At 64.8% G+C, this 25,447-nt stretch carries 21 protein-coding genes and 1 pseudogene; 10 read left to right on the top strand and 12 right to left on the bottom strand.

Annotation, left to right across the window (positions count from 1 at the left end; all coding sequences use genetic code 11):
• Positions 1-189 precede the first annotated feature (189 nt).
• A complete protein-coding gene (locus HA052_RS18185; RefSeq protein ID WP_166452973.1) occupies positions 190-834 on the bottom strand; it encodes an NAD(P)-dependent oxidoreductase in 645 nt (214 codons plus the stop codon).
• Positions 835-949: 115 nt separating this feature from the next.
• Here HA052_RS18185 and HA052_RS18180 point away from each other — a divergent pair, with 115 nt between their 5' ends.
• The gene (locus HA052_RS18180) at positions 950-1,834 is read left to right on the top strand and encodes a LysR family transcriptional regulator (protein ID WP_048412147.1); all 885 of its coding nucleotides are present in this window, start codon (positions 950-952) and stop codon (positions 1,832-1,834) included.
• A 52-nt stretch (positions 1,835-1,886) separates the two neighbouring features.
• Here HA052_RS18180 and HA052_RS18175 read toward each other — a convergent pair whose 3' ends face one another.
• The 3 genes and pseudogenes from HA052_RS18175 to dinG all read right to left on the bottom strand — a co-directional run bounded on the left by HA052_RS18175 (position 1,887) and on the right by dinG (position 5,783).
• The gene (locus HA052_RS18175; RefSeq protein WP_081544525.1) at positions 1,887-3,035 is read right to left on the bottom strand and encodes a porin; all 1,149 of its coding nucleotides are present in this window, start codon (positions 3,033-3,035) and stop codon (positions 1,887-1,889) included.
• A 210-nt stretch (positions 3,036-3,245) separates the two neighbouring features.
• Positions 3,246-3,530 (bottom strand): annotated as a pseudogene (locus HA052_RS18170) (DUF3579 domain-containing protein); the annotation flags it as partial.
• Positions 3,531-3,656: 126 nt separating this feature from the next.
• Entirely contained in the window at positions 3,657-5,783 is a 2,127-nt protein-coding gene (dinG, locus tag HA052_RS18165; RefSeq protein WP_166452972.1) for an ATP-dependent DNA helicase DinG, read from the bottom strand.
• Between the two features lie 215 nt (positions 5,784-5,998).
• Here dinG and HA052_RS18160 point away from each other — a divergent pair, with 215 nt between their 5' ends.
• The 5 genes from HA052_RS18160 to HA052_RS18140 all read left to right on the top strand — a co-directional run bounded on the left by HA052_RS18160 (position 5,999) and on the right by HA052_RS18140 (position 11,661).
• Entirely contained in the window at positions 5,999-7,957 is a 1,959-nt protein-coding gene (locus HA052_RS18160; protein ID WP_166452971.1) for an aminotransferase class I/II-fold pyridoxal phosphate-dependent enzyme, read from the top strand.
• A 192-nt stretch (positions 7,958-8,149) separates the two neighbouring features.
• Entirely contained in the window at positions 8,150-9,073 is a 924-nt protein-coding gene (gene argF, locus HA052_RS18155; protein WP_081544528.1) for an ornithine carbamoyltransferase, read from the top strand.
• 99 nt (positions 9,074-9,172) lie between these two features.
• On the top strand, positions 9,173-10,399 hold the full coding sequence (locus HA052_RS18150) for an argininosuccinate synthase (protein ID WP_081544630.1): 1,227 nt from the start codon (positions 9,173-9,175) through the stop codon (positions 10,397-10,399).
• 58 nt (positions 10,400-10,457) lie between these two features.
• Positions 10,458-11,342 carry a DMT family transporter gene (locus tag HA052_RS18145; RefSeq protein WP_166452970.1) on the top strand — a complete coding sequence of 295 codons (885 nt, stop codon included), beginning with the start codon at positions 10,458-10,460 and terminating at the stop codon, positions 11,340-11,342.
• Positions 11,343-11,457: 115 nt separating this feature from the next.
• Positions 11,458-11,661: a DUF2788 domain-containing protein gene (locus HA052_RS18140; RefSeq protein WP_019099892.1), complete on the top strand. Its 204-nt coding sequence runs from the start codon at positions 11,458-11,460 to the stop codon at positions 11,659-11,661.
• A gap of 75 nt (positions 11,662-11,736) precedes the next feature.
• Here the strand turns inward: HA052_RS18140 and HA052_RS18135 are convergent, their stop codons facing one another.
• The 6 genes from HA052_RS18135 to HA052_RS18110 form a co-directional block, all read right to left on the bottom strand.
• Positions 11,737-12,375 carry a LysE family translocator gene (locus HA052_RS18135; protein WP_166452969.1) on the bottom strand — a complete coding sequence of 213 codons (639 nt, stop codon included), beginning with the start codon at positions 12,373-12,375 and terminating at the stop codon, positions 11,737-11,739.
• A 100-nt stretch (positions 12,376-12,475) separates the two neighbouring features.
• Complete coding sequence (locus HA052_RS18130) at positions 12,476-14,014, bottom strand: amino acid permease (protein WP_206118950.1); 1,539 nt, start codon at positions 14,012-14,014, stop codon at positions 12,476-12,478.
• Positions 14,015-14,156: 142 nt separating this feature from the next.
• Positions 14,157-14,867 (bottom strand): gamma-glutamyl-gamma-aminobutyrate hydrolase family protein, encoded by a 711-nt coding sequence (locus HA052_RS18125; RefSeq protein ID WP_166452968.1) that lies wholly within the window; start codon positions 14,865-14,867, stop codon positions 14,157-14,159.
• Positions 14,867-16,027 carry an iron-containing alcohol dehydrogenase gene (locus HA052_RS18120; RefSeq protein ID WP_166452967.1) on the bottom strand — a complete coding sequence of 387 codons (1,161 nt, stop codon included), beginning with the start codon at positions 16,025-16,027 and terminating at the stop codon, positions 14,867-14,869. Before HA052_RS18120 ends, HA052_RS18125 begins: the two co-directional genes overlap by 1 nt.
• Positions 16,028-16,031: 4 nt before the next feature.
• The gene (locus HA052_RS18115; RefSeq protein WP_081544534.1) at positions 16,032-17,417 is read right to left on the bottom strand and encodes an aldehyde dehydrogenase family protein; all 1,386 of its coding nucleotides are present in this window, start codon (positions 17,415-17,417) and stop codon (positions 16,032-16,034) included.
• Positions 17,418-18,788 (bottom strand): glutamine synthetase family protein, encoded by a 1,371-nt coding sequence (locus HA052_RS18110; RefSeq protein ID WP_166452966.1) that lies wholly within the window; start codon positions 18,786-18,788, stop codon positions 17,418-17,420. It lies immediately after the preceding gene.
• A gap of 299 nt (positions 18,789-19,087) precedes the next feature.
• Here HA052_RS18110 and HA052_RS18105 point away from each other — a divergent pair, with 299 nt between their 5' ends.
• Together HA052_RS18105 and HA052_RS18100 are read left to right on the top strand one after the other, a co-directional pair.
• Positions 19,088-19,960 (top strand): MurR/RpiR family transcriptional regulator, encoded by an 873-nt coding sequence (locus HA052_RS18105; protein ID WP_166452965.1) that lies wholly within the window; start codon positions 19,088-19,090, stop codon positions 19,958-19,960.
• 55 nt (positions 19,961-20,015) lie between these two features.
• A complete protein-coding gene (locus HA052_RS18100; protein ID WP_019099884.1) occupies positions 20,016-20,516 on the top strand; it encodes a YajQ family cyclic di-GMP-binding protein in 501 nt (166 codons plus the stop codon).
• Between the two features lie 57 nt (positions 20,517-20,573).
• Here the strand turns inward: HA052_RS18100 and dapA are convergent, their stop codons facing one another.
• Together dapA and HA052_RS18090 are read right to left on the bottom strand one after the other, a co-directional pair.
• Positions 20,574-21,476: a 4-hydroxy-tetrahydrodipicolinate synthase gene (dapA, locus tag HA052_RS18095; protein WP_166452964.1), complete on the bottom strand. Its 903-nt coding sequence runs from the start codon at positions 21,474-21,476 to the stop codon at positions 20,574-20,576.
• Positions 21,477-21,558: 82 nt separating this feature from the next.
• Positions 21,559-22,203 carry a TetR family transcriptional regulator gene (locus HA052_RS18090; RefSeq protein ID WP_166452963.1) on the bottom strand — a complete coding sequence of 215 codons (645 nt, stop codon included), beginning with the start codon at positions 22,201-22,203 and terminating at the stop codon, positions 21,559-21,561.
• 57 nt (positions 22,204-22,260) lie between these two features.
• Here HA052_RS18090 and HA052_RS18085 point away from each other — a divergent pair, with 57 nt between their 5' ends.
• Together HA052_RS18085 and HA052_RS18080 are read left to right on the top strand one after the other, a co-directional pair.
• The gene (locus HA052_RS18085; protein ID WP_166452962.1) at positions 22,261-23,907 is read left to right on the top strand and encodes an acyl-CoA dehydrogenase family protein; all 1,647 of its coding nucleotides are present in this window, start codon (positions 22,261-22,263) and stop codon (positions 23,905-23,907) included.
• A 16-nt stretch (positions 23,908-23,923) separates the two neighbouring features.
• Complete coding sequence (locus HA052_RS18080; protein WP_166452961.1) at positions 23,924-25,438, top strand: class I adenylate-forming enzyme family protein; 1,515 nt, start codon at positions 23,924-23,926, stop codon at positions 25,436-25,438.
• The last annotated feature ends 9 nt before the right edge of the window (positions 25,439-25,447 follow it).

Raw genomic sequence — 25,447 nt, 5'->3', positions numbered from 1 at the left:
GGGGAATGGGGCGTGAAAAAGCCCGGGCGAGCCGGGCTTGGGGTTTAGAACCTGTTTACGATCTGCTGCGCTTTGTGAGACGCCCCACGGTGAGTATGGCTTCGAATGTTCATGTACCACACGTACATTCCTCTTTCTCAGCCGTTTTCGCCTTGTCTCGCCCTAGCTCGTGAGATCGTAAACACGTTCTTAGGCTGCGGCGGCGGTGAAGCGGCGGCGCAGATGCTGCGGTTTTTCCAGTTCGTCGACGATGGCCACGGCCAGGTCTTCCACACTGATATCGGCCGGCTTGTCGCCGTTGAACAGCAGCTGATCGCCGCCCAGCCGGTATTTGCCGCTGCGCTCGCCCGGGTGGAGGAAGGCCGGCGGGGAGACGAAGGTCCAGTCCAGCGCGGTTTCTTCGCGCAGGCGGCGCAGCGCCTCGCGCACGCCCAGCGCGCCTTCCTTCCATTCCGCCGGGAATTCCGGAGTGTCCACCAATTGCACGCCGGGCGCCACTTCCAGGCTGCCGGCTCCGCCCACTTCCAGGAAGCGCTTGACGCCGGCCTGCTTGACGCCGGCGACGATGGCGTCGTGGCCCTTGACGGCCAGCGCCTGGATGTCGGCCTTGTCCCAGCCGGGATTGAAGGCGCTGACCACGGCGTCGTGGCCGGCCACGGCGGCGGCTATCTGGCCGGCCTGGTAGGCGTCGGCGGCCACGCCGCTCAGCTGCGGGTGTTGCGGCAGTTTGGACAGATTGCTAACGATGGCGCTGACTTGATGGTTGCGGGACAGCAGTTCTTGCAAGATGGCCGAGCCGACAAAGCCGCTGGCGCCGATTAGAGCGATTTTCATGGGGATTCCTTTCCGCGATAAACATAATGAAGTTTGATGGCGTTCAGAATAGCAGCTTGATTATAGGGCGATAATCCAGCAAGAATAGGATTGATAGTTTAGTAGGGCTTAATAAATGGATGCGTTGCGACGCATGGCGGTTTTCGCCATGGTGGTGGATAAGGGTTCGATGAACGGCGCGGCCCGCGAACTGGGCATGACGCCGTCGGCGGTTAGCCAACATATCAGCAAGCTGGAGCAGCAACATGGCGTTAGTCTGCTGCACCGGACTACCCGCAAGTTGACGCTGACCGAGGCCGGCAGCTTGTTCTATCAGGGCTGCGCCGACATGTTGGCGGCGGCGCAGCTGGCTGAGCAGCGCTTGCTGGAGCTGCGAGACGCGCCGGTGGGCGAGCTGCGTATCGCCGCGCCCACCGGCTTTGCCGGCGCCTTGTTGAGCGAGGCGCTGACGCCGCTGCTGAGCGCGCACTCGGGCCTGAAGCTGCGTTTGTTTTTCCACGACGAAATGATAGATCTGGTGGACAACCGCATCGATCTGGCTTTGCGCGCCGGCGTGCTCAAGGACTCCAGCCTGGTGGCGCGCCACCTCGCGGACTGGCCCAATGTGCTGTGCGCGTCGCCGGCTTATCTCGCGCGTCAGCCGGCGATCACGCGGCCGGAGCAATTGTCCGCGCTGCAGTGGGTGGCTTTGTCGGATCGCAAGCTGGGTTGGCTGGCCTTCGAGCACGCTGACGGCAGCCGCTTCACCGCCGAACCGGACGCGCGCCTGGTCAGCAACAATATCGTCGCCGCGCGCCAGTTCGTGCTGGCCGGCATGGGGGTGGCGGTGCAGCCGGAGCCGGAGATACGCCAGGAACTGGCCGATGGCCGCTTATTGCGAGTATTGCCGGAGTGGAGCTTGCCGCCGCTGGCGATTTACGCGGTGACGCCGCGCCGCGACATTCAGCCGGCCAAAGTGCGTTACGCGATCGAGGCCTTGCGCGCCAGCCTGAGCAAATGAAAAACGCCGCCGGCAGGGCCGGCGGCGTGATTGGAACGGTAGTCGTTCAGGATCAGAAAGCGATCTTGAAGCCCACACCGAAGGCCTGCGGGTCGTTGCCGGCGGTCAGAGCTGCAGAAGAGGTGCCTAAAGTGCCTGCATCGTAAACGGGATTGTTGGCAAAGTTGGCGTTTTGACGAGCCTTGTTGTCGATCTTGGTGTAGTAAGCCAGCACCTGGGTGGTTTTGGACAGGTTGTAAGTGCCGCCCAGGATCCACTGCTTGGCCTTGAAGTCGTCGCCGCTGACGCCGGCCGAGGTGTTCTTCAGGGTGCCAAGCTGGCCGTAGGACAGTTTGACCGAAGCCGCGCCGAAGTCCTGACCCACTGCGATCAGCCAGTCATCCTGCTTCAGCTGGCCGCCGCCAACCTGGTCGAAAGTGCCCCACTCGTAGTTGCCGCCGACGAAGGTGCCGGTGTCGAACTTATAGCTGGCGGCAATGCTGTAGAAGGTGACGTTCTTGCCGGAGGTGGTGCTCGTGGTGGTGGTGTTGGGGGTGACGCCTTTGTCGTATTGGCGGTCCCAGGCCGCGGCCAAGTTCAGGCCTTGCCAGGTGTAACCCAGGCCCAGAGAAATACGCTTGGCGTCAGTGCCATTGGTTCGGCTTTCATCCACGCCCCAGGAGCCGCCCAGCTTGAAGCCGGCCCAGCTCGGAGAGTAGTAGTGCACGGAGTTGGCCAAGCGCGCTTCGCCGCGGCTGTTGACCGAGCTGCTGCCGAAGTTGTCGGCGGTGGTGTTGACCATCAGGTCGGTGCCCAGCGCGCTGTTGCTGCTGCCGGTGAACATCTTGTAGGCGGAGTCGTGTTGACCCAGCAGCACGCGGCCGAAGTCGGCATTGTCGATGCCGATGAAGGAGTTGCGGGTGGCGAAGGTAGCGCTCTGACCCTTGTCGTTGGTGCCGCCTTGTTCGAAGTTGCGCAGGCTGTTTTCCACCTGCCAGATCGCCTTGGTGCCGCCGCCGATGTCTTCAAAGCCCTTGAAGCCGATGCGGGAGTTGTGGTCGACGATGCGGGTGCGGCTGCTGTATTCGCTGCCGCCGGAACCGGTGGCTTTGCTCGATTCGATGCCGCCGCTGAGGAAACCGTAGATGGTTACGTCAGCGTGGGCGACAACGGGCAAGGCGAACATTGCGGCAAGCAGGGCTGCCAGATTTTTCTTTTGCATCTTGAATGCTCCAAGTCAGTTTTTGCTTTACTAAAGTCAGGTGCCGAAGCTGACGGACCTGCAATATCTATAGTAGATAAGTGCGGTATCGCTACAACACATGTCTTAGTTTAGCCACAAAATATGACGTGGGTGTTGCAATGTTGTTGCATCAAGACAATTCGGACAGGGGTAGTGTTGCAATTACGCCAAGAATTGATTGGGGTAGACCTCGTCCAGCAGGGTGCGGCAATCGACGATGCGCAGATCGTTGTCCTTGGCGAAGTCCATCAGAAAGCAAAACACCTGCGGGCTGATTTTCTCCAGTTTCTTATCCACCGCCACGCAGCGCACGCCGTCCAGCATCATCGGGCGGACATGGGCGTGGTAGTGCAGCTTTTGATCGTCGAAGGAGGCCAGGATGCCGGCCAGGCGTTCGGCCCAGTCGCTGGGGCGGAAGGTGCGCCCCTCGGAAGTGATGCCCTGGATGACTATTTCGTATGGATTGCAGATCATGGCGGTGGACCGGAGTGTTTGCTTTTGGTTTAGCCTGTTTTTTATCGTCTGCTAAGCGATTTGCGCTTGGCGTTTTATGTTCAGGCGTTTTGTTTGTTGCTGAATATTTAGTATTTTACCCGAAAATCAGATGCGCTTGAATGGCGGCAGCGAGGCGAGCAGCCGCTTGCCGTAGCTTTGTTTTTGCAAGCGGTTGTCCAGAATGGTGACGCGGCCGTAGTCGCGTTCGGTGCGGATCAGCCGGCCCACGGCTTGCACCAGCTTGATCGAAGCTTCCGGCACCGTGATCTCGATGAAGGGATTGCCACCGCGTTTCTCTATCCAGCGAGACAGGGTTTTGCCCACCGGGTCGTCGGGCATTGCGAACGGCAGTTTGGCAATAATCACGTGTACGCAGCTTTCGCCGGGCAGGTCCAAACCTTCGGAGAAGGAGTCCAGGCCGAAGATCACGCTGGGTTCGCTCTGTTTCAGCCGCTGATGGTGCTGTTCTATCAGCAGGCTCTTGGGGATTTCACCCTGAATCAGCAGCCGCTCGCGCAGCGCGGCCGGCAGGCCGGCGGCGACCTCCTGCATTTGTTTGCGGGAGGAGAACAGCACCAGGGTGCCGACCGGTTCTTTCACATCGATCAGCTTGGGCAGCCATTCCACGATTTCGCGGGTATGGCCGCCGGCGTCCTTGGGGCTGGCCAGCATGGGGGGCAGATACAGCTCGCCCTGCTCGTCGAAATTGAATGGGGAGTCCAGCGCCACGCAGCTGACTTCCGGCATCCATTTCAGGCCGGTTTGCGACAGCAGCAGGTCGAATTCGCCCAGCGAGCGCAGCGTGGCCGAAGTCAGGATGGCGCCGGCGGCGCGGCGCCACAGCGTGGCGGCCAGGCTGGCGGCGGCGCTGACCGGCGAGGCGGAGAACAGGTAGTCGCCCTTGCCTTCGGCGCGACGGGTGATCCATTTGGCGATGGGCGGGCTGCTGGGCTCGGTTTCCTTCTCAAACAACTCCCACACCGCCAGCAACTGCTCGGCGCGCGCGGTCAGAAAACCCAGGTCGGAGGCGGTCTTGTCGACTTGCGCCGCTTCGCCGCCCTTGTCCTTGCGCGCCTCGCCCAGCGCGTCGGAGAGCAGGCTCAGTTGCTTGAACAGGGAGCGCGCCGAGGTGGCCATATTGGCGGTGGGGCTCTGGAAGCGTTCCGGCAGCACGCCGTCTTCTATCAGCCAGGTGGGCTCCAGATTGTCGCTGGAGGCTGCCAGCGCATCTTCGCCTTCCAGCAGCCACAGCCACTCGGTCAGCGTTTCGGAACAGGCGCTGGCGGCTTCTATCGCCTGGCTGACGATGTCCACCTTATTGGTCAGCGCTTCCACGCGGATGGCGGCGGCGGCCACTTTATCCAGCCAGGACATGGCTTGAGCCAAGGAATGTTCGGCGGAAAATTGGTTGACCGCCTTTTTGGCCAGGTGGTGCGCCTCGTCGATACAGTAGTAACTTTCTTCCGGCGCCGGCAGGATCACGCCGCCGCCCATGGATACGTCGGCCAGCATCAGGTCGTGATTGGCTACCACTACGTCCACGTTTTCCAGCACGTCGCGCGCCAGGTAGAACGGGCATTCCGGCCGGTTCGGACAGGCGGCTTTGAGGCAGCCGTGGCGGTCGTTGGTGACGCGCGACCACAGGCCGTCTTCTATCACGCTATCCCAGGCGTCGCGGTCGCCGTTCCAGCGGCGGTAGTAGAAGGCGTCGGCCAGCTGGCGCAAGGTTTCGATTTCACCGGCCTCCGGCTTGCGGTCCCACAGCGCCAGCGTGGGGTCAAGGTCCAATAGCTGGCCCTGGGCGTTCTCGGCGGTCAGCGCGTAGATGCGCTGCGGGCACAAATAGCGGCCACGGCCCTTGGCCAGCGCGAAGGTCAGCGGCAGGCCGCTGTTCTCGACGACGAAGGGCAGGTCGCGGTTGACCAACTGTTCTTGCAGGGCGACGGTGGCGCTGGTGACCACCAGCTTCTTGGCGCGGGATTTTGCCATTACGCCGCCGGCCAGCAGATAAGCCAGGCTTTTGCCGACCCCGGTAGGGCCTTCGATCACGGTGATGCTTTCGCCGGCGCGTTCCGGCCAGTCGTCGCCTTCCTTGTCCTTGCTGCGCGACAGCGCGTTGGCGATTTCCGCCAGCATGCGGCGTTGCGCGGCGCGCGGGCGAAAACCCGGCAGGTTGTCGGCTATGGTCCGGTAATGGTCGCGAATCGCGTCTTTTTCAGCAGGGGTCAGCATGGCGGCGATTGTACCGCAAGGGGGCGGCCTTGTCTGGCCGCGCCAAGCTGGGCGTCGAATATGGGGAAATCCTGATGTGCGACTGCAAAATGACGGCGACGCGCGGATGTGGATAGGATAGGCAAATATAAAAACAAGCGAAATTGCGCGAGCGACTTAGGCAGACAAATCCATCAATAACAGCGCAAAGCAATATCAACAGGAGAAACCCGATCATGACACCCGTTAGCCGAGTGCTGGTGGTCAGCGACGACGCCAAATGGCAGGCCGATGTGCTGGCCGGACTAGGCGCCGCCGCGGTCCGGCTGGAAAACCCCTATGGCCTGACTTTCGTCGGCGTCGCGCGCAGTCAGGAGGCGCTGGATCAGATCGCCCGAGACGGCGACGTCCAGGTGGTGCTGGTGGACAAGCAGTTGCAGGAGAAGGGCGTCAGTCAGGCGGCGGCGCAGCTGGCCAACCACATTAGCGCCTTCCGTCCGGAAATTTCGCTGTATGTCTTATTGTTCGACGATGACGAGCGCGCGCTGGTGGAGGACCTGGCCAGCCACGCAGTGGACGGCTATTTCTACCGTGACGAGCTGGATTTCCACGGCTGGTTCCGCATTCTGTCGGCGGAATTGGCGGAGAAGTCGGCAACGCCGTTCTACGACAAACTCAAGCAATACGTGCGCATGGCCAAGGATTCCTGGCACACGCCCGGGCATTCCGGCGGCGATTCCTTGAAAGGCAGCCCCTGGGTGGGCGATTTTCACGACTTCGTCGGCGAAAGCATGCTGCGCGCCGATCTGTCGGTGTCGGTGCCGATGCTGGATTCGCTCCTGCACCCGACCGGCGTGATAGAGGAGGCGCAGATGTTGGCGGCCAAGGCCTTCGGCGCCAAGCGCACTTACTTCGCCACCAACGGCACTTCCACCTCCAACAAGGTGATCTTCCAGACCTTGCTGGCGCCCGGCGACAAGCTGCTGCTGGATCGCAACTGTCACAAATCGGTGCATCACGGCGTGATCCTGTCCGGCGCGCTGCCGGTGTACCTGGATTCCTCCATCAATAAGCAGTTCGGTATTTTCGGCCCGGTGCCCAAGGAAACCATCTTCGCCGCGATCGACGCCAATCCCGACGCGCGGGTGCTGATTCTGACTTCCTGCACCTATGACGGCCTGCGCTACGACCTGAAGCCCATCATCGAGGCCGCGCACGAGCAGGGCATCAAGGTCATCGTAGACGAAGCCTGGTACGGCTTCGCTCGCTTCCATCCGGCGTTTCGGCCTACGGCCCTGGAGTCCGGATCCGACTACGTAACCCAGAGCACGCACAAAGTGCTGTCGGCGTTCTCCCAGGCCAGCATGATTCACGTCAACGATCCCGGCTTCGACGCCCACCTGTTCCGGGAGAACTTCAATATGCATGCGTCGACCAGCCCTCAGTACAACCTGATCGCCAGCCTGGACGTGGCGCGCAAGCAGGCGGTGATGGAGGGCTATCGGCTGCTGGATCGCACGCTGAAGCTGGCGCAGGAACTGCGCGACAAGATCAACTCCACCGGCGCCTTCCGGGTGCTGGAGCTGTCGGATTTGCTGCCGGAGGAGGTGCGCGAGGACGGCATCCTACTGGACTCCACCAAGCTGACCGTGGACATCACGCAGTCCGGTTTCACCGCGGACGAATTGCAGCAGGCGCTGTTCGAGCGTTACAACATCCAGGTGGAGAAATCCACGTTCAGCACCATCACTCTGCTGCTGACCCTGGGCACCACCCGCAGCAAGGTGTCGCGGCTGTATGACGCGATGCTGCGTCTGGCCAAGGAGAAACGCCCGCCGCGGCCGCTGGGACGGATGCCGGAGATTCCGCGTTTCTCCAGTCTGGCCAGCTTGCCGCGCGACGCTTTCTACGAAGCCGGCGAGCGCTTGCCTCTGCTGGACGACGACGGCCGTCCCAACGCGGCGCTGGTCGGGCGCGTCTGCTGCGACCAAATCGTGCCGTATCCTCCCGGCATTCCGGTGTTGGTGCCCGGTCAGGTGATAGACGACACCATCCTCGCCTATTTGGCGCGACTGCAAAAAACCCAGAAATCCATAGAAATGCACGGTTTGGCCGAGGACGGCGGGGAGTTTTTGCTGCGGGTGCTCAAAGAAGGGGAGCTGGCGCAACTGCCGGGACGCGCCTTGTTCAAATGAATGCTTGTCAGACAGGCTGATTTCCGATAAATATAACTCTTGTCGCAATTATGTAAATCATGCGCTTTGCGTAGGCATGCTTGCGACGCCTGTGAATGACTTGAGACCAGCGTGTAGTAATGTGCCATCGCGCATGAAGGACACTGAAACGGTGTCGAACGCGCGGTGGCTTTTTTTTTGAAATGGAGCACCATGACGTCCCCTAGGCATTACCTGCAATTCAGCGACCTGACCCACGAGGAATATCGCCACCTCTTTGAGCGCAGCAAGGTCCTGAAGCGACGACGTAGCGACGGCCAGCTGTATCAGCCGCTCGTCGGCAAGGTGATGTCCATGGTGTTCGAGAAGAATTCCACCCGCACCCGCGTGTCTTTCGAGGCGGGCATGGCACAACTGGGCGGCCACGCGATGTTCCTGGATTCGCAAAGCTCGCAGATGGGCCGCGGCGAGCCCATCGAGGACACCGCCCGCGTGCTGTCCCGGATGAGCGACATCATCATGATCCGCACCTACGAGCAGGCGCTGGTGCAGCGGCTGGCCGCGCACTCCAAGGTGCCGGTGATCAACGGCCTGACCAACGAGTACCACCCGTGCCAAATTCTGGCTGACATCTTTACCTTCATTGAGCAGCGCGGTTCGATAAAGGGCAAAACCGTGGCCTGGATAGGCGACGGCAACAATGTCTGCCGCACCTGGTTGCAGGCGGCCAAAATTCTGGGCTTCAAGCTCAAGGTGGCGACGCCTGTGGGTTTCGAGCTGAAGGCTTTGGATGGTCAGCACTACGGTTCCGAGCATTTCGAACCCAGCCACAGCGCCAGCCACGCGGCGTCCGGCGCGGACCTGGTGACCACCGATGTGTTCACCAGCATGGGTTTCGAGGCGGAGAAAGAGGCGCGCTTGGAGGCCTTCCGCGAATATCAGGTGACGCCGGAGCTGATGAAGCTGGCCAAGCCGGACGCCCTGTTCATGCACTGTTTGCCGGCGCATCGCGGCGAGGAAGTGGCCGCCGCGGTGATAGACGGGCCGCAGAGCGTGGTCTGGGACGAGGCGGAAAACCGCATGCACGTGCAGAAGGCGCTGATCGAGTTCCTGCTGCTGGGCCAGCGTTACGACTGAACTCACGATGCGGGCGAGCGCCCGCCGTTAGAGCGATTCGGCGAGACTGCGCGCGGCGCGGGCCGAATCGGGCAATCAATGGATTTGAAAGAATACAAAATGTCTGACATCAAGAAAGTGGTATTGGCGTACTCCGGCGGTCTGGATACTTCGGTGATTCTCAAGTGGCTGCAGGACACCTATCAGTGCGAGGTGGTGACTTTCACCGCCGACATCGGTCAGGGCGAAGAGGTGGAGCCGGCGCGCAAGAAGGCGGTGTCGCTGGGCATCAAGCCGGAAAACATCTTCATCGACGACCTGCGCGAGGAGTTCGTCCGCGACTTCGTGTTCCCGATGTTCCGCGCCAACGCCATCTACGAAGGTGAATACCTGCTGGGCACCTCGATTGCGCGGCCGTTGATCGCCAAGCGCCAGATCGAGATCGCCAATCAGGTGGGCGCCGACGCGGTGTCGCATGGCGCCACCGGCAAGGGCAACGACCAAGTGCGTTTCGAACTGGGTTATTACGCGCTGAAGCCGGACGTCAAAGTGATCGCGCCGTGGCGCGAATGGGACTTGCTGTCGCGGGAAAAACTGCTGACTTACGCGGAAACCCACGGCATCGACATCAGCAAGAAGAAGGGCGGCGGCAGCCCGTACTCGATGGACGCCAACCTGCTGCACATCTCCTACGAAGGCACGGTGCTGGAAGACCCGGCGGCGGAGCCGGAAGAAGATATGTGGTTGTGGACGGCGAGTCCGGAGAACGCGCCGGATCAGGCCGAATACATCGAGCTTAGCTATGAGAAGGGCGACATCACCGCCATTAACGGGGTGGCGATGAGCCCGGCCCAGGTGCTGACCGAGCTGAACCGTCTGGGCGGCAAGCACGGCATCGGTCGGCTCGACATCGTGGAAAATCGTTACGTGGGCATGAAGTCCCGCGGCTGCTACGAAACCCCGGGCGGCAGCATCATGCTCAAGGCGCACCGCGCGATCGAATCCATTACTCTGGACCGCGAAGTGGCGCATCTGAAGGACGAACTGATGCCCAAATACGCCCAGCTGGTCTACACCGGCTACTGGTGGAGCCCGGAGCGTCTGATGCTGCAAGGCATGATCGATGCCTCCCAGGCCACGGTCAACGGCTGGGTGCGGCTGAAACTGTACAAGGGCAATGTGATCGTGGTGGGCCGCGAATCCAAGACCGATTCCTTGTTCGACCCCACCATCGCCACCTTCGACGAAGACGGCGGCGCCTACAACCACGCCGACGCGGCAGGCTTCATCCGCCTGAACGCATTGCGGATGCGGATTGCCGGCAACGCCAAACTGAAACGCGGCTAAAGCCCCGCGCTTGGCCTGAAGAGCCCCCGCTGGGGGCTTTTTTTAATGAAAACTCGATATGGAAACTAATCATCGATCCAACGCCTGGATTCCCTGGGCTTTTGTGCTGCTGTGGAGCACCGGTTTCATCGGCGCCAAGCTGGGCCTGCCTTTCATCGGCCCGTTCACCTTTTTGGCGATACGGATGGGTCTGACCCTGTTGTGCTTCGGCGCGCTGATCGCCTGCTTCCGGCCCGTCTGGCCCGGTCTGGCAGCGGCCAAGCACCAGTGGGCTTGCGGCGCCATGCTGCACGGTCTGTATCTGGGCGCCAGCTTCGCCGGCATCAAGCTGGCGGTGCCGGCCGGCATCACCGCGTTGATCGTCGGCCTGCAACCGATACTGACCGCGGTGTTGAGCTGGCTGATGGGTGAGCAGCGGCTGAGCCGGATGCAGTGGCTGGGCCTGGCGACAGGCTTTGGCGGCGCGCTGCTGGTGGTGCTGGGGGGCAAAGGCTTGCAGCTAGGCGCCAATCCCGGTCTGTGGCTGACCGCCTTGGCCTTGTGCGCCATCACCGCCGGCACCCTGTACCAGAAGCGTTTCGGCCAGGGCGTGAACCCGTTGACCGGCGCTTTTCATCAATACCTGGCGGCCTTCCTGATCACCGGCGCGTTGGCCCTGAGCTTGGAGCGCGGCGAGGCCATCCACTGGAACGCGCAGCTAGCGCTGGCCTTGGGCTGGAGTGTGTTGGCGTTGTCGGTGCTGGCCATCCTGCTGCTGATGCGTATGCTGAAAGATGGCGAGGTCAGCAAGGTGGCCAGCTACTTCTATCTGACGCCGGGCTTGGCGGCGGTGCAGGCATGGTGGCTGTTCGATGAACAGCTGAGCCTGCTGGCGGTGGGCGGCATGTTGTTGGCCGCGCTGGGCGTCGCCCTGGTGTTGCAGCGGCTGCGCTGGCGCCGATAGCCGCGTGCGGCCATTGAGCCGGAGGGCGATGGCGAGTATCTTACTACGCTGAGGCGGAGCTGAGATTCAAAGCCCCCGCCGGCTCGTTATCGGCTGTGGACGCAAAGGACAACAAGTGTCGGAAGAACAATTCACCAATATTTCCATGATCGTGTGCTTGGGCGGGCTGATCATTTTCATGGGCTTCATCATCTGGGACCTGGGCAAGAAGGCTCAGGCCGGCAAGATGGGCATGTTCATCCTGTTCCTGGTGCTGGGCTTTGGCGTATCCGGCTTCCTGTTCAAGAATGTGCTGGTGGAGTTCCTGATCCAGAAGTGAAGACCCGCGATACCGCGAACGGCCGGCAAGCTTGCTTGCCGGCTTTTTTATGGCCCCTGGAAAACTCGCTAGCCGCTAGTGACCGCGGTCCAGTATCAGCTTCAAGCCCAGCAAAATGAACACACAGCCGGCGGCGCGGTCCAGCCACTGGCCGGCGCGGCGGCTCTTGGCCTGCCATTGGCCGATGGAGCCGGAGAAATAGCCGAGGCAGCCAAAAATCAGCGCGCCTTGCAGCGTGAAGATCAAGCCGAGCACGGCGATCTGCAGCCCGGCAGGGCCTTGAGCCGGATTGACGAATTGCGGCAGGAAGGCGAGGAAGAACAGCACCACCTTGGGGTTGATCGCATTGGCGATCAGGCCTTTGCGGAAGGTGGCGGCCAGCGGCGCGGCGTCCCGCCCGGCGGCGCCGGCCTGGAAGCTGGCGCCGGGGCTGCGCGGCGCCTGCCAGCCCAGATAGATCAGATAGCCGCCGCCGGCGAACTTCAGCAGCGTGAAGGCCAGCGGGGAGGCGGCGATCAGCGCGCTGACGCCGAGCGCGGCCAGCACCGTGTGGTTCAGGCAGCCCAAGGCGCAGCCCAGGCCGAAGGCCATGCCCTGGCGGCGGCCGCGGGCGATGCCCTGGCTCAGCACCATCAGATTGTCCGGGCCGGGCGACAGCGTGATCAGCATCGCGGCGGCGGTGAAGGCGAGCAATTGTTCCGGGGTGACGAGCATGGGCTTCTCTGGCGGTGGTTCGTGTCCGGATGATTCCGCATTTGCCGCCGGGAGACAAGCGCTTTGTCCGGCCGCGCCGGTCTCCCTTTGGACTGCGCGTTCAGCCGGCCTCGTCCAGCGCGCTTTCGATTTCGCGGATATGCGCCTGATGGCCTTGGATGCGCTGGCCAGTGGGCGGTCCCTTGAATTGCTTGCGTACGCCCAGCGCGAACCAGAACAAGGCCAGCACCAGCAGCAGCGCGACGGTCAGGTACAAGACCTTCTCATTCGGCGGCTGGATGCCGACGAAGACCAGCACCGCGCCGCCCAGCGTGGCCAGCGCGGCGATGGGTTTGGACGCCCGGCCCAGATCGAACGGCCCCTTGTGGGTCCAGCTGCGGCCCTCGGCGAACAGGCCGGCGGCGGACGGCAAGATGTAGGAGATGTACAGGAACACCGCGGCGCCGGTGGACAGCACCAGGAAGGCGTCGCCGTACAAGGTGGCGGCGATGGCGAACACGGCGCTGACCCAGATCGCCGGGCCCGGGGTGCGGTGTTGCGGATGCACCTGGCGCAGCCAGCGCGAGGCCGGCAGGCCGCCGTCGCGGGCGAAGGCGTACATCATGCGCGAGGTGGAGGTCAGGCAGGCCAGGCCGCATAGATAGTTGACCAGAAAGATGCCTATGCCCAGCGCCGCCTTCAAGGCCGGCGGCAGCGCGCTCAGCAGCAGATCGAAAAAGCCCATGCCGGCCTTGACCCCGGCGCCCAGGTCCGGCAGCACCAGCACGAAGGCGCAGATCATCAGATAGCCGAACACGCCGGACCACAGCACCGAGCGCAAGATGCCCTTGGGCACGTTGCGCGCCGCTTCGCGGGTCTCCTCCGAGGTGTGGGCGGAGGCGTCGTAGCCGGTCAGGGTATAGACGGTGAGCAGCAGGCCGGCCAGGAAGACCATCACCGTGTTGTCCATCCGCGGCCAGGCGCCGCCGTCGGCGCCGCTGTAATTGTGGAAGGTCCACAAGCGGGAGAAATCCAGCGGCCCGGGCGCGTAGATCAGCAGCGACACCACCAAGGCCAGGGTGACGACGAAGATCAGATAGCCGGACAGATCGGTCAGCCGGGTGGTGAGCTTGATGCCCAGGTGGTTGAGCCAGGCCTGGCTCAGCGCCACCACGGCGAGGAACAAGGTCTGATGGCCCCAGCCCAGCTGTTCCGGATTCAGGCCCAGCAGCGGCGCGACCAGGGTTTTGAAGAAGGGGTCGTAAACGCCGAAATTGACCGCGGCGGTGACGAAGATCAGTCCCAGCAGATTGATCCAGGCGGTGGTCCAGCCCAGGCCCTTGCCGCCCAGAATGGACGCCCAGTGGTAAAGCCCGCCGGCGGTGGGGTAGGCGGAGGCGATCTGGGCCATTGCCGCGGCGACGATGGCGGCGAACAAGGTGCCCAGCGGCCAGCCTATGCCGATGGCCGCGCCGCCGCCGGCGCTGAGTCCGGCCGGGAAGGCGGTGATGCCGCCCGCCAGCACGCAGATGATGGAAAAGGAGATGGCGAAGTTGGAAAAGCCGCTCATGCGCCGGGACAACTCCTGAGCGTAACCCATGCTGTGCAACAGTTTCTCGTCCTCGCCGACGGGCGCGGACTCATGCCGAACTGGTTCCATGATGTTCCTCTCTCATTGTGTATGTCTGTTGTTTTCCGCCTAGGCGCGTACGCGCCGACGCCCGAACGGCGGCGGAGGCCGGCCGGATCCTGGCCCGGTGATCCGGGCTTCGTGCTATGTCTGGGGCGAGGTGCGGCTACGCTCAGCCGGGCGGCGGACTGCCGCTCATGGTGACCAGCGCGTCGAACAGTCTTTGCTGGCCGTCGTCGCGCTCGGCGGAGAGTTCGGGGTGCCATTGCACCGCGATCAACTGGGGAAAACCGGCGATTTCTATCGCCTCGATCACGCCGTCAGGCGCCCAGGCCACCGGCACCACCCCTTGGCCGGGGCGGTCTATCGCCTGGTGATGCCAGGATTGGGTGAGCACTTCGGCGCCTATCAGGCCCGCCAGGCAGGAGCCCGCGGCGATGCGCACCGGGTGCGGCGTGGGCGCGCGCGGCGGCGCGCGATGGGGCACGGCCTCGCCCACCACGTCAGGCAGGTGCAGGTGCAGGCTGCCGCCCAGCACGGTGTTGAGGATTTGCAGGCCGCGGCAGATTGCCAGCGTCGGCAGCTTGCGTTGCAGCAGCGCGCGCGCCAGCGCGATTTCGGTGGCGTCGCGCTCCGGGCTGAGGTTGTAAATGGTTGGGTGGCCGCCGGCGTCGAAGCGGGCAGGGTCGATGTCGCCGCCGCCGATCAGTACCACGCCGTCCAGCTTGTCCAGCCAGCTGTCCACCATGTCGGGGCCCAGTGCCGGCAATTGCACCGGCGCGCCGCCGGCGCGCACCACCGCCGCCACGTATTCCAGCGGCGTGTGGTAGCCGTGTTCGGGCGTGGCCGGGTAGGTGGTCAGGCCGATCAGCGGGCGCCTCATCACAGCCTGCCTTGCTGCGCGGCGAGGAAGATCGCGCGGTAGTCGTCGGTGGATAGGGGCAAGGGGTTGCCGCCGTCGCTGGGGTCGGCCTTGGCCATGCGGCCGATGTCGGCGGCGGCGTCCGCGCCGATGCCGATCTCCGCCAGGGTGTGCGGAATGCCCAGGCCGGCGCGCAATTGCAGCACCCAGGCCAGGAAACCGTCGAAGCCGGCGTCGGCCAGGCCCAGGTAGCGGGCGGCGGCGCTCAGCCTTTCGGCTATCGCCGGCCGGTTGCGCACCAGCACATAGGGCAGCAGCACGGCGTTGGCCAGGCCGTGGTGGGTGTCGAACACCGCGCCGATGGGATGCGCCAGCGCGTGCACGCCGCCCAGGCCTTTCTGGAAAGCCGTAGCGCCCATGATGGAACAGGACAACATCTGGGCGCGGGCTTCCAGATTGCCGCCGTCGGCGTGGGCCGCCGGCAGCCAGTCGTGCGCCAGCCGCATGCCTTCGAGCGCCACCCCTTGGGCGATGGGGTGGTAGAACGGCGAGCAGAAGGCTTCCAGATTGTGCACCAGCGCGTCGACGCCGGTGGCGGCGGTCAGCGCCGGCGGCAGGCCGACGGTCAGTTCCGGGTCCGCCAGCACCAGCTTGGGCAGCATGGCCGGATGGAAGATGATGACCTTGCGGTGCGCGGCCTCGTCGATGATCAGGGACGCACGGCCCACCTCGGAGCCGGTGCCGGCGGTGGTGGGCACCGCCAGCGTGGGCGCGACGCCGGCGGGATCGACGCGCAGCCAGTTGTCGCCCACGTCCTCGAAGTCCCACAGCGGGCGTTTTTGCCCGGACATCAACGCGATGGCCTTGCCCACGTCCAGCGCGCTGCCGCCGCCGACGGCGACCACCCCGTCATGGCGGCCGTCGCGGAAGGCGGCGACCCCGGCGTCGACGTCGCGGCCCACAGGATTGGGGCGCATATCGCTGAACAAGGCGGTCTCCAGACCGGCGTCGCTCAGCAAGCTCTGCAGCCGGGCCAGCATCGGCAGCCTGGCCAGGCCGGGGTCGGTGACCAGCAGCGGGCGGCGCATGCCCAGTTCGCGGCACAGCGCTGGCAGTTCGGTGGCGCGGCCGGCGCCGAAGCGGATGCTGGTCGGATAATTCCAGTTGCCTTGCAGTTGCATCGCCTTACCCCTTGAGATGGAAGGATTTGACCCGGGTCAGTTGCTGGTAGCCCAGCGTGGACAGGGAAATGCCGCGGCCGGTGTCTTTGACCCCGGTCCAGGCCAGCGCCGGGTCCAGGTAGTCGCAGCGGTTCATGAACACGGTGCCGGTTTCCAGTTGTTGACCGAGATGGACGGCGGCGTCGCGGTCCGCGGTCCAGATCGAGGCGGTCAGGCCGTAGGCGCTGTCGTTCATCAAGCGCAGCGCCTCCTCGTCGGAGTCCACCGCCATGATGCCGATGACCGGGCCGAAGCTTTCCTCGCGCATCACGCTCATGGCGTGGTTCACGTCCACCAGCACCTGCGGGGCCAGATAGGCGCTGCCCGGCGCGTCGGCGGCGAAATGGCCGGCCGGAATCAGCGCGCGCGCGCCGGCGGCCAGCGCCGCCTGGATCTGTCCGCGGACGAAGTCGGCGGCGCCGGCGCGCACCATCGGTCCCAGATTGGTGTCCGGGTCCAGCGGATGGCCGAAGCGATAGGTCCGGGTCAGTTCGACGAAGCCGTCGACGAAGTCGCGGTAACGCCCGCGCTGCACATAAATGCGCTCGATGCCGCAGCAGGACTGGCCGGAGTTGAAAAAGGCGCCGTCCACCAGGTTTTCTATCGCCGCCGGCAGGTCGGCGTCGGCGCGCACATAGGCCGGGTCCTTGCCGCCCAGTTCCAGGCCGACGCCGATGAAGCGCTCGGCGGCCGCCCTTTGCACCGCGCGGCCGCCGCTCACCGAGCCCGTGAAGGCGACGAAGTCGATCTCGGGCGCCGCCGTCAGTTTCAAGGTGGCGGCATGATCCAGCTCCAGGGTTTGGAACACGCCGATGGGCAGGCCGGCGGCGGCGCAGGCCTGGCGGAACAGGTCGGCGATCAGCGGGGTTTGCGAGGAATGCTTGAGCAGCACGCAGTTGCCGGCGGCCAGCGCCGGCGCGATGGTGTTGATGGCGGTGAGGAAGGGGTAGTTCCACGGCGCCAGCACCAGCACCGTGCCTAGCGGTTCGCGGCGCAGCCAGCGTTCGAAGCCGGGCTTGGGCGCGGGGTGGAGGTCGGCCAGCGCTTCCTCGGCGATGTCCAGCATATGGCGGGCGCGCTCGGCCAGGCCGCCGATTTCGCCGGGGGACTGGCGGATGGGCCGGCCAATCTGGCGAGTGACGGCGTCGGCGCAGTCGCCCTTGTGGGCGATCAGCCAGTCCACCGCCCGGCCGATCAAGGCCTTGCGTTCGGCCAGCGGGGTGGCGCGCCAGCCGGCTTGGGCGGCGCGGGCGGCGTCCAGCGCGGCCTGGGTCTGGACCGGGCTGGTATAGCTGCGCTGCAGCAGCGCGGAGCCGTCCAGCGGGGTGATGACGGAGTAGTTTTCGCTCATTTAGATGATCTCGAAGTAGCGTTTCAATTCCCAGTCGGTGACATGGCGCTGGAACTCGCGCTCCTCCCATTCGCGGGTGGCGGCGAAGTGATCGACGAAGTCGTCGCCGAACCAGTCGCGGGCGGCGGCGGAGCCGCGCAGCGCCTGAGCGGCCTCCCACAAGGTGCGGTGCAGTTTCAGATGGGGCGGCGCGTCCAGCAGATAGCCGTTGGCGCTGACCGGTTCTTCCGGCTCGATGCGGTGTTCGATGCCGTAGAGGCCGGCGGCCAGGCCGCTGGCCAGCGCCAGATAGGGGTTGCTGTCGGCGCCGGGCAGGCGGTATTCGACGCGTTGCGATTTGGCGCTGCCGGGAATCGCGCGGATGGCCACGGTGCGGTTGTCCACGCCCCACAGCGAGCTGGTGGGCGCCCAGTAACCGGGCACCAGCCGGCGGAAACTATTGACCGTGGGTGCGGCCAGGCTCATGAATTCCGGCATCAGTCGCTGGATGCCGCCGATGAAGTGGCGCATGGCGTCGCTGATCGCGTGTTCGCGGCCCGGCTGGTGGAAGGCGCTGTCGCCGCCGTCGCGGCGGCGCAGCGAGATGTGGATGTGGCCGCCCTGGCCGGATTGCTCCTGGTGCCACTTGGCCATATAGCAGAGCATGCGCCCCTGTTTCTCCGCCAGCACCTTGGAGAAGGTTTTGAAACAGACGGCGTTGTCGGCGGCGCGCAGGGCGTTGTCCACGCACAGCGCGGCCTCCAGCGCGCCGGGTCCGGTTTCCTCGTGCAGGCCCTCGATAGGCATTTGCATCCGCTCGCACAGGTCCAGCAGCGCGCGGTAGAAGTCGGTGTTCACCGAGCTGCGTAGGATGGAGTAGCCGAAGGCGCCGCTGCCCAGCGGCTTGGGGTGCTGGTAGAGACGCTGCTGCAGCGCGTCGTTGTCTTCGTCCACCGCCAGAAATTCGTATTCGAAGCCAGCCAGCACGTCAAAGCCCATGGCGCGCGCGCGCTCCAGCACCCGGCGCAGCAAGCCTCGCGGACAGAGGCTTTCCAGCCGGCCCACCACCTCGCCCTGGACGAAGATCATATCGCCTTCCAGCGGCAGGTCGCGGCAGGATTCGGGAATCAGCCGCACCTCGGCGTCGCCGTAGCCGCGGCCCCAGCCGGTGAGTAGGGTGTTGTCGTACAGCTTGTCGCCCACGTCCCAGCCGAACACCACGTCGCAAAAACCGAAGCCTCCTTCCAGCGCGCACAGGAATTTGTCGCGCGACATGTATTTGCCGCACATCACCCCGTCCATGTCCACCAGGCCCACCTTGATCTGGTTCAGGCGGCGTTCTTCGATCAAAACCTTAAAATCCGCGATTGTCTTTACGTCGCGTGCTTCCATCGCTGTCTCTCCCTGATTGCCGCGGTCTAACTTCCCCGATACCGGCCGAGCGTTCATCGTCTGGCTTGCAACTATCTGTTTTGATAGCGGTTTGTCGCTGCCTTTTGGGCCGCTTCCTTGTTGCCTGCATGTTGTTTGGATAGTATTATTCGTTAAAAAAAAATGAATCAAGCCAAATTTGTAATAAATATTAGAATCAGGACGGCAGTGTGGGCGCAATGACACAATGCCGTTTTTACGCCGGCGCTGTTATGCTGCGCGGCACGACGGCAGTCGTGCATCGCCAAAGGGGCAACAGAATGAGTCAAAGCCGCTCGATCGCGGAGCAAGTCCGCGCGCTGTTCGAAGCGCTGACCCCCACCGAACGCAAGGTGGGACGGGCGCTGCTGGCCAACTATCCGGTGGCTGGCTTGGAAACCATCGCGCAATGGGCGCAGCGCGCCGACGTCAGCGGCCCGACCGTATTGCGTCTGATTGGCAAGTTGGGCTTCGACAGTTACGCCGCGTTTCAGGGCGCCTTGCGCGACGAACTGGAATTGCGGCTGCAGTCGCCGTTAATGCGCCACGATCCGGGGCAACTGCAGGGCGATCACGATTTTCTGGCCAGCCACGCCGAGCGCATCGTCGATTTGATGCGGCAGACTGCGGCTCAGGTGCCGCGCGCGGAGTTCGACGGGGCGGTGGACCTACTGGGCGAGCGCAAGCACCGGATCTGGCTGCTGGGCGGGCGGCTGACCGATCCGCTGGCGGCTTATCTTTGCCATCATCTGAAAGTGGTGCGGCCGGACGTGGTGCATTTGCGCGGCGTGCCGGCGAGTTGGGCGGATTCGCTGGTGGATATGGGACGGCACGACGTACTGGTGATCTTCGACATCCGCCGTTACTGGGACGACGCGCTGCGCATCGCGGAAATGGCGGCGCAGCGCAAGACCAGCGTGCTGCTGTTCACCGACCAATGGCTGTCGCCGGTGGCGCGGGTGGCGCGCTACACCCTGGCGGCGCACACCGCCGGACCGGCCGGTTGGGACAGCAACACGCCGTTGATGATGTTGGTGGACGCGGTGATCGCCGCCTTGAACGCGCGGCATTGGGACCGCATCAGCGGCCGGCTCAAGGAGGTGGAAGCGATGCGGGCGCGGTTGGGCGAAGGCGAGGAGGGGGCGGCCGAGTGACAAGGGCGGGGCCAGCCTCTAAAATGGCGGCATCAAGCATTATTAGGAATATTTCATGCCGTCTTTCGATATCGTGTCCGAAGTGAACAAGGTGGAAGTGCGCAACGCCGTGGAGCAAGCCAATAAAGAGGTGTCCACCCGTTACGACTTCAAGGGCAGCGACGCCCGCATCGAAACCGGAGACAAGGAACTGACCTTATACGCCGACGCCGAGTTTCAACTGGACCAGGTCAACGACATTCTGGTGAACAAGCTGTCCAAGCGCGGCGTGGACGTGCGCTGCATGGAGTACGGCAAGCTGGAAAAAGTCAGCGGCAACAAGGTGAAGAAAGTGCTGACGGTGAAAGAAGGGCTGGAGTCCGACCTGGCCAAGAAAATCGTCAAGCTGATCAAGGACGCCAAGCTCAAGGTGCAGGCCAGCATTCAGGGCGAAGCGGTGCGCGTGTCCGGCGCCAAGCGCGACGTGCTGCAGGAATGCATTGCGCTGATGCGCAAGGAAATCGCCGACGACAAGGAAAACGGCTTCCCGCTGCAGTTCAACAACTTCCGCGACTGAACGCCGTTCTTTGACGAGAAAAAGGAGCCGGCCGGCTCCTTTTTTCATGGCTAGCGTTTAATAGGCAGCGGCGCGACGTAACTGCAACCGCTCCCATACCAGCCGCGCCTGATTCTCCTCGGCGGCGCCGGTGGGCGGCAGCGGCAGCCGGCATTGGCCCACCGGCAGACCCTGCACCCGCAGCATGGCTTTCACCGACATCGAAAACACCGAAGCGTCGGTGTTGGAGAAGGCGAAGGATTCCTGCAAGCCGGCGTTGACGCGCCGCGCCTGCGCCGTGTCGCCCTGTTCGAAGGCGGCGATCATGCGGGCGAATTCCGGACCGGTCCAGTGGGTGGAGGTGCCGACCACGCCCACCGCGCCCACCGCCAGCAAGGGCAGGGTCAGCGCGTCGTCGCCGGAATAGAGCGCGAAATGTTCGCCGGCGGCGGCTACCAGCGCGGCGGCCGCGGCCGGGTCGCCGGTGGCGTCCTTGAAGGCGACGATATTGTCCACTTCGCGGAACAGCCGCAGCAGCACGTTGGCGGCGATGCGGCGGCCGGTGCGGCCCGGCACGTCATACACCATCAGCGGCAGCCGGGTGGCTGCGGCCACCGCGCGGAAATGAGCCTCGATGCCGGCTTGCGGCGGGCGGTTGTAATAGGGACCGACCACGAAAACGCCGGCGGCGCCCAGGTCGGAGGCTTCGCGCGTCAGCGTGATCGCGTGTTCGGTATGGCTGCTGCCGGTGCCGGCCAGCACCGGGATGGTCACGGCTTCGCTGACCGCGCGTACCAGATCGCGCCGTTCCTCGTCGCTCAGCGTCGGCGCTTCGCCGGTAGTGGCCGCCACCACCAGGCCGTCGCTGCCGTTGGCCGCCAGGTGTTTGGCCAGTTGCCGCGCCGCGTCCAGGTTCAACCGGCCGGCCTCGTCGAAGGGCGTGACCATGGCGGTCAGCACCTTGCCCCAATGTTCTGTCATTTTGCTTCCTTTGTTCTTCTTGGCCGCCTTGACGGCGGCTGAGGCTGATTCTACTCCTTATCGCACAGCCTTTCCCTTGGTTTCAGCCCAGGCAGGCGCTGAGCGCCGCCTCCAGCTCCGGGCGCAGCGCGGGCAGATCGGCGGCGGAGCCCTGGCTCAGCAAGGCTTGGGAGATTGCGCCGTAACAGAGGCAGTGAGCCATGCGCGCGGCGGCCTCCAGCCGCGGCGGCGGCTCGACGGCGCCGGCCAGCGCGGCGCGCCAGATGTCCACGTATTGCTGGTAATGGCGGCGGTAGGCCTCCAGCGGGGACACTCTCCGCTCCAACTGGAACAAAGCGCTCCAGGCCGCGGCTTGGCGCTGCACTGTATCCAGTTGCAAGGCTAGCAGCGCGGCGGCGATCTCGCGGCGGTCCGCGCCGCGGCAGGCGGCGGCTTTACGACGCAAAGCGTCGGCCAGGGCATGCACATGCTGGTGGATGCTCAGCGCGGCCAGGCCGTCCATATTGCGCACGTAAAGGTAGAAGGTGCCGACCGCCACGCCGGCGACGGCGGCCACTTCGCGTACCGTGGTCTTGGCGTAGCCGCGTTCCAGCAAAACCTGAACAAAGGCCTGTTGCAGCGCAATAAGGCTGGCGCGCGAGCGCGATTGGCGCGGCCGCCGGCGCGTGGCCGGCGCGGCCTGCTCGGCTTGCTGCGCCGCGGTGGGGGAAACCCGAACATGTCGCATCGCCGCTTTCCTTATACTTTCGTCATGGCCGCTGCGCGGCGCGAGGGAGACGGAACGATGATCTGGCAAACCCATGAAGTGAGCAACCAGTACGAAGAACTGGCGGACTACTCGCTGTACGACAGCGACCCGGCCTTGCGCGAGGCGCTGCTGCGCGCCGACGCGGGCTGGGCCGAGGCCGGGCTGCGCGCTTACGGCGAGCATATGGGGAGGGCGGACAGCTTCGAATTGGCCGAGCAAGCCAACCGCCATGCGCCGGAGTTGCGCGCCTTCGACCGCCGCGGCCGCCGCCTAGACCAGGTGGACTACCATCCCGCCTGGCACCAGTTATTGGCCTTGTACCGCGAGCAGGGTCTGGTGAGCCTGCCTTTCGACAGCCAGCGGCCTGGCCGCTGGACCGCGACGATGGCCGGCCTCTATCTGCACGGTCAGGTGGAGGGCGGCAGTTTGTGCCCGGCGACAATGACCCAGGCCGCCATTCCCTTGTTGCGACGCGAGCCGGCGCTGTGGGCGCAACTGGGCGACAAGCTGTTCAGCCGCGTTCACGACAGCCGCGATTTGCCGCTGGAGCGCAAAGCGTCGGCCTGGATAGGCATGGGTATGACCGAGAAGCAGGGCGGCTCCGACGTGCGCGCCAACACCACGCAGGCGACGCCGCTGGGCGCCGGCGGCCGCGGCGGAGAATATCGGTTGCGCGGCCACAAATGGTTCTGGTCCGCGCCGATGTGCGATGCTCACCTGGTGGTAGCCAAAACCGCGGACGGCGCGCCGTGCTGCTTCTACCTGCCGCGCTGGCGGCCGGACGGCGAGCGCAACGCGGTGCGGATCCAGCGCCTGAAGGACAAGGTGGGCAACCGCAGCAACGCCGGCTGCGAGGTAGAGTTTCAAGATGCCTGGGGCGTGTTGATCGGCGAGGAGGGGCGCGGCATTCCCACCATCATCGAAATGGCCGGCTACACTCGGCTCAACTGCGTGATCGGCAGCGCCGCGCTGCTGCGCCAGGGCACGGTACAAGCCTTGGCCTACGCACGGCGGCGCATGGCCTTCGGCAAGCGCTTGGCCGAGCAGCCGCTGATGCGCGCGGTGCTGGCGGACTTGGCTTTGGAGAGCGAGGCGGCGCTGCAGTTGGCGGCGCGCCTGTCCGAAGCCTTCGAGCGCGATGACGCGCCGGCGCAGCGGGGCTGGAAACGCATCGTCACGCCGGCGGCCAAGTTTTGGGTGTGCAAGCGAGCGGTGGAGCTTAGCGGAGAGGCGATGGAGGTGTTTGGCGGCAACGGCTACGTTGATGGACCGATGGCGCGTCTGTATCGCGAAGCGCCGCTGAATTCGATTTGGGAGGGCTCCGGCAATGTGATGTGCCTGGATGTGATCCGCGCCTTGCAACGCGAGCCTGAAGCCTGGCAGGCGCTGTTGGAGGATTTGGCCGCCTTGTCCGGCGGCGAGCCGGCACTGGCCGCGGCGCTGGCGCAATTGCGAGAGCTGGCCGCCAGGCCGGCCGAACTGGAGCCCCTGGGACGGCGCTTCGCCCAATTGCTGGCGCTGACCGCGCAGGCCTGCCTGTTGACATGCCATGCGCCAGCGGCGCTGAGCCAGGGGTTCATCGCCAGCCGTTTGAGCGATGGGCAGTGGGGGCGGGTGGCCGGCGCGCTGGATGCTAATCGCTTGCAGATCGAAGCGATCCTGCAGCGCGCCTTGCCCGATTGAGATCGGCGGCGCGGATATGTTGACCCATTTCGACGAACTGGCCGCGGCGCGGCCGCAGCGGACCTTGTTGCGTTACCAGGGCTGCGCCTTCAGCTACGGCGCGGTGAGCGCGGCCAGCCGCCGCGCCGCCGCGGTATTGCGCGCGCACGGCGTGGCGCGAGGCGACCGGGTGGCTTTGATGTGTTTCAACACTCCGGCCTTCGTTGAGATGTTGCTCGGCGCCTGGCGGCTGGGCGCCGCCGTGGTGCCGGTGAACCACAAACTGCAGGCGGAGGAGGTGGATTACATTCTAGCGCATTGCGACGCGGCGCTGAGCGTGTTCGACGGCGAGCTCGCGCCGGTGTGGCGACGCGTGCGTCATCGGGCGCCGGCCTTGAGCACCGGCCTGGTCTTGGCCGGCTGGCCGGATTTCGACGCGGAAGCGGCGGCCGCGGACGGCTTTGAGGGCGAGACGCCGGCGCCGGAGGGCCTGGCGGAAGTGTTGTACACCTCCGGCACCACCGGCCGCCCCAAGGGCTGCATGCTCAGCCACCGCGGCGTGCGCCGCGCGGCGGAAGCCGCCCGCGCCGGGCTGGGCCTGGACGGCGACGAGGTCTTTTTGCTGGCGATGCCGATCTGGCACGCGTCGCCGCTGAACAACTGGCTTGCCGGCACCCTGTTGGCCGGCGGCACGGTCGCTTTGCTGCGCGAATACCGGCCGCTGGATTTCCTCGAAACGGTGGCGCGTGAGCGCGTCACGGCTTACTTCGGCGCGCCGGTGTCCTATCTGCTGCCCTTGCAGACGGTGCCGGATTTCGAGCGCTTCGATCTATCCAGCGTGCGGACCTGGATTTACGGCGGCGGGCCGATAGGCGCGGACACCGCGCGGCGGCTGATGACGGCCTATCGCTCCAACAATTTCTATCAAGTCTACGGCATGACCGAAACCGGGCCGGCGGGCAGCGTGCTGCGGCCGGACGAGCAATTGGCCAAGGCCGGGTCGATAGGCCGGTGCGGGTTGCCCGGGGTGGAGCTGCGGCTGGTGCGCGCTGGTCGTGACTGCCGCGCCGGCGAGGTGGGCGAAATCTGGCTGCGCGCCGACAGCCTGATGCAAGGCTATTTGAACGACGAGGCTGCCACGCGGCAAGCTTTGGCCGGCGACGGCTGGTATCGCAGCGGCGACCTGGCGCGGCGGGACGCCGACGGCTATTGCTTCATTGTCGACCGGATCAAGGACATGATCGTCAGCGGCGGCGAGAATGTTTATTCCAAAGAGGTGGAGGACGTCTTGCTAGGCCACCCGGCGGTGGCGGACGCGGCGGTCATCGGCGAGCCGCATCCGGACTGGGGCGAAACCGTCGTCGCCTATGTAGTGGCGCAGCCGGGCGAACCGCCCAGCGGCGAGGCGCTGGCCGATTACCTGGCCAGCCGCCTGGCGCGTTACAAGATTCCGCGCCGCTTCCATTTTGTGGAGCGGCTGCCGCGCACGCCCACCGGCAAGCTGCAGAAGTATCTGCTGCGGCGCGAGGCGCCAGGCGGGAAAGGCGCTTGAGTGTCGGCG

Source organism: Chromobacterium fluminis (assembly GCF_011602385.1).
Taxonomy (GTDB): Bacteria; Pseudomonadota; Gammaproteobacteria; order Burkholderiales; family Chromobacteriaceae; genus Chromobacterium; species Chromobacterium fluminis.
This window is presented reverse-complemented; position numbering and strand designations above follow the sequence as displayed.

Coding starts and splice junctions, on each gene's coding strand:
- HA052_RS18100 (WP_019099884.1), top strand. CDS start 20,016: ATGCCGTCTTTCGATATCGTGTCCGAAGTGAACAAGGTGGAAGTGCGC.
- HA052_RS18080 (WP_166452961.1), top strand. CDS start 23,924: ATGTTGACCCATTTCGACGAACTGGCCGCGGCGCGGCCGCAGCGGACC.
- HA052_RS18145 (WP_166452970.1), top strand. CDS start 10,458: ATGGAAACTAATCATCGATCCAACGCCTGGATTCCCTGGGCTTTTGTG.
- HA052_RS18160 (WP_166452971.1), top strand. CDS start 5,999: ATGACACCCGTTAGCCGAGTGCTGGTGGTCAGCGACGACGCCAAATGG.
- HA052_RS18115 (WP_081544534.1), bottom strand. CDS start 17,417: ATGAGCGAAAACTACTCCGTCATCACCCCGCTGGACGGCTCCGCGCTG.
- HA052_RS18130 (WP_206118950.1), bottom strand. CDS start 14,014: ATGGAACCAGTTCGGCATGAGTCCGCGCCCGTCGGCGAGGACGAGAAA.
- HA052_RS18120 (WP_166452967.1), bottom strand. CDS start 16,027: ATGCAACTGCAAGGCAACTGGAATTATCCGACCAGCATCCGCTTCGGC.
- HA052_RS18180 (WP_048412147.1), top strand. CDS start 950: ATGGATGCGTTGCGACGCATGGCGGTTTTCGCCATGGTGGTGGATAAG.
- dapA (WP_166452964.1), bottom strand. CDS start 21,476: ATGACAGAACATTGGGGCAAGGTGCTGACCGCCATGGTCACGCCCTTC.
- HA052_RS18110 (WP_166452966.1), bottom strand. CDS start 18,788: ATGGAAGCACGCGACGTAAAGACAATCGCGGATTTTAAGGTTTTGATC.
- dinG (WP_166452972.1), bottom strand. CDS start 5,783: ATGCTGACCCCTGCTGAAAAAGACGCGATTCGCGACCATTACCGGACC.
- HA052_RS18105 (WP_166452965.1), top strand. CDS start 19,088: ATGAGTCAAAGCCGCTCGATCGCGGAGCAAGTCCGCGCGCTGTTCGAA.
- HA052_RS18150 (WP_081544630.1), top strand. CDS start 9,173: ATGTCTGACATCAAGAAAGTGGTATTGGCGTACTCCGGCGGTCTGGAT.
- HA052_RS18085 (WP_166452962.1), top strand. CDS start 22,261: ATGATCTGGCAAACCCATGAAGTGAGCAACCAGTACGAAGAACTGGCG.
- argF (WP_081544528.1), top strand. CDS start 8,150: ATGACGTCCCCTAGGCATTACCTGCAATTCAGCGACCTGACCCACGAG.
- HA052_RS18090 (WP_166452963.1), bottom strand. CDS start 22,203: ATGCGACATGTTCGGGTTTCCCCCACCGCGGCGCAGCAAGCCGAGCAG.
- HA052_RS18125 (WP_166452968.1), bottom strand. CDS start 14,867: ATGAGGCGCCCGCTGATCGGCCTGACCACCTACCCGGCCACGCCCGAA.
- HA052_RS18185 (WP_166452973.1), bottom strand. CDS start 834: ATGAAAATCGCTCTAATCGGCGCCAGCGGCTTTGTCGGCTCGGCCATC.
- HA052_RS18175 (WP_081544525.1), bottom strand. CDS start 3,035: ATGCAAAAGAAAAATCTGGCAGCCCTGCTTGCCGCAATGTTCGCCTTG.
- HA052_RS18135 (WP_166452969.1), bottom strand. CDS start 12,375: ATGCTCGTCACCCCGGAACAATTGCTCGCCTTCACCGCCGCCGCGATG.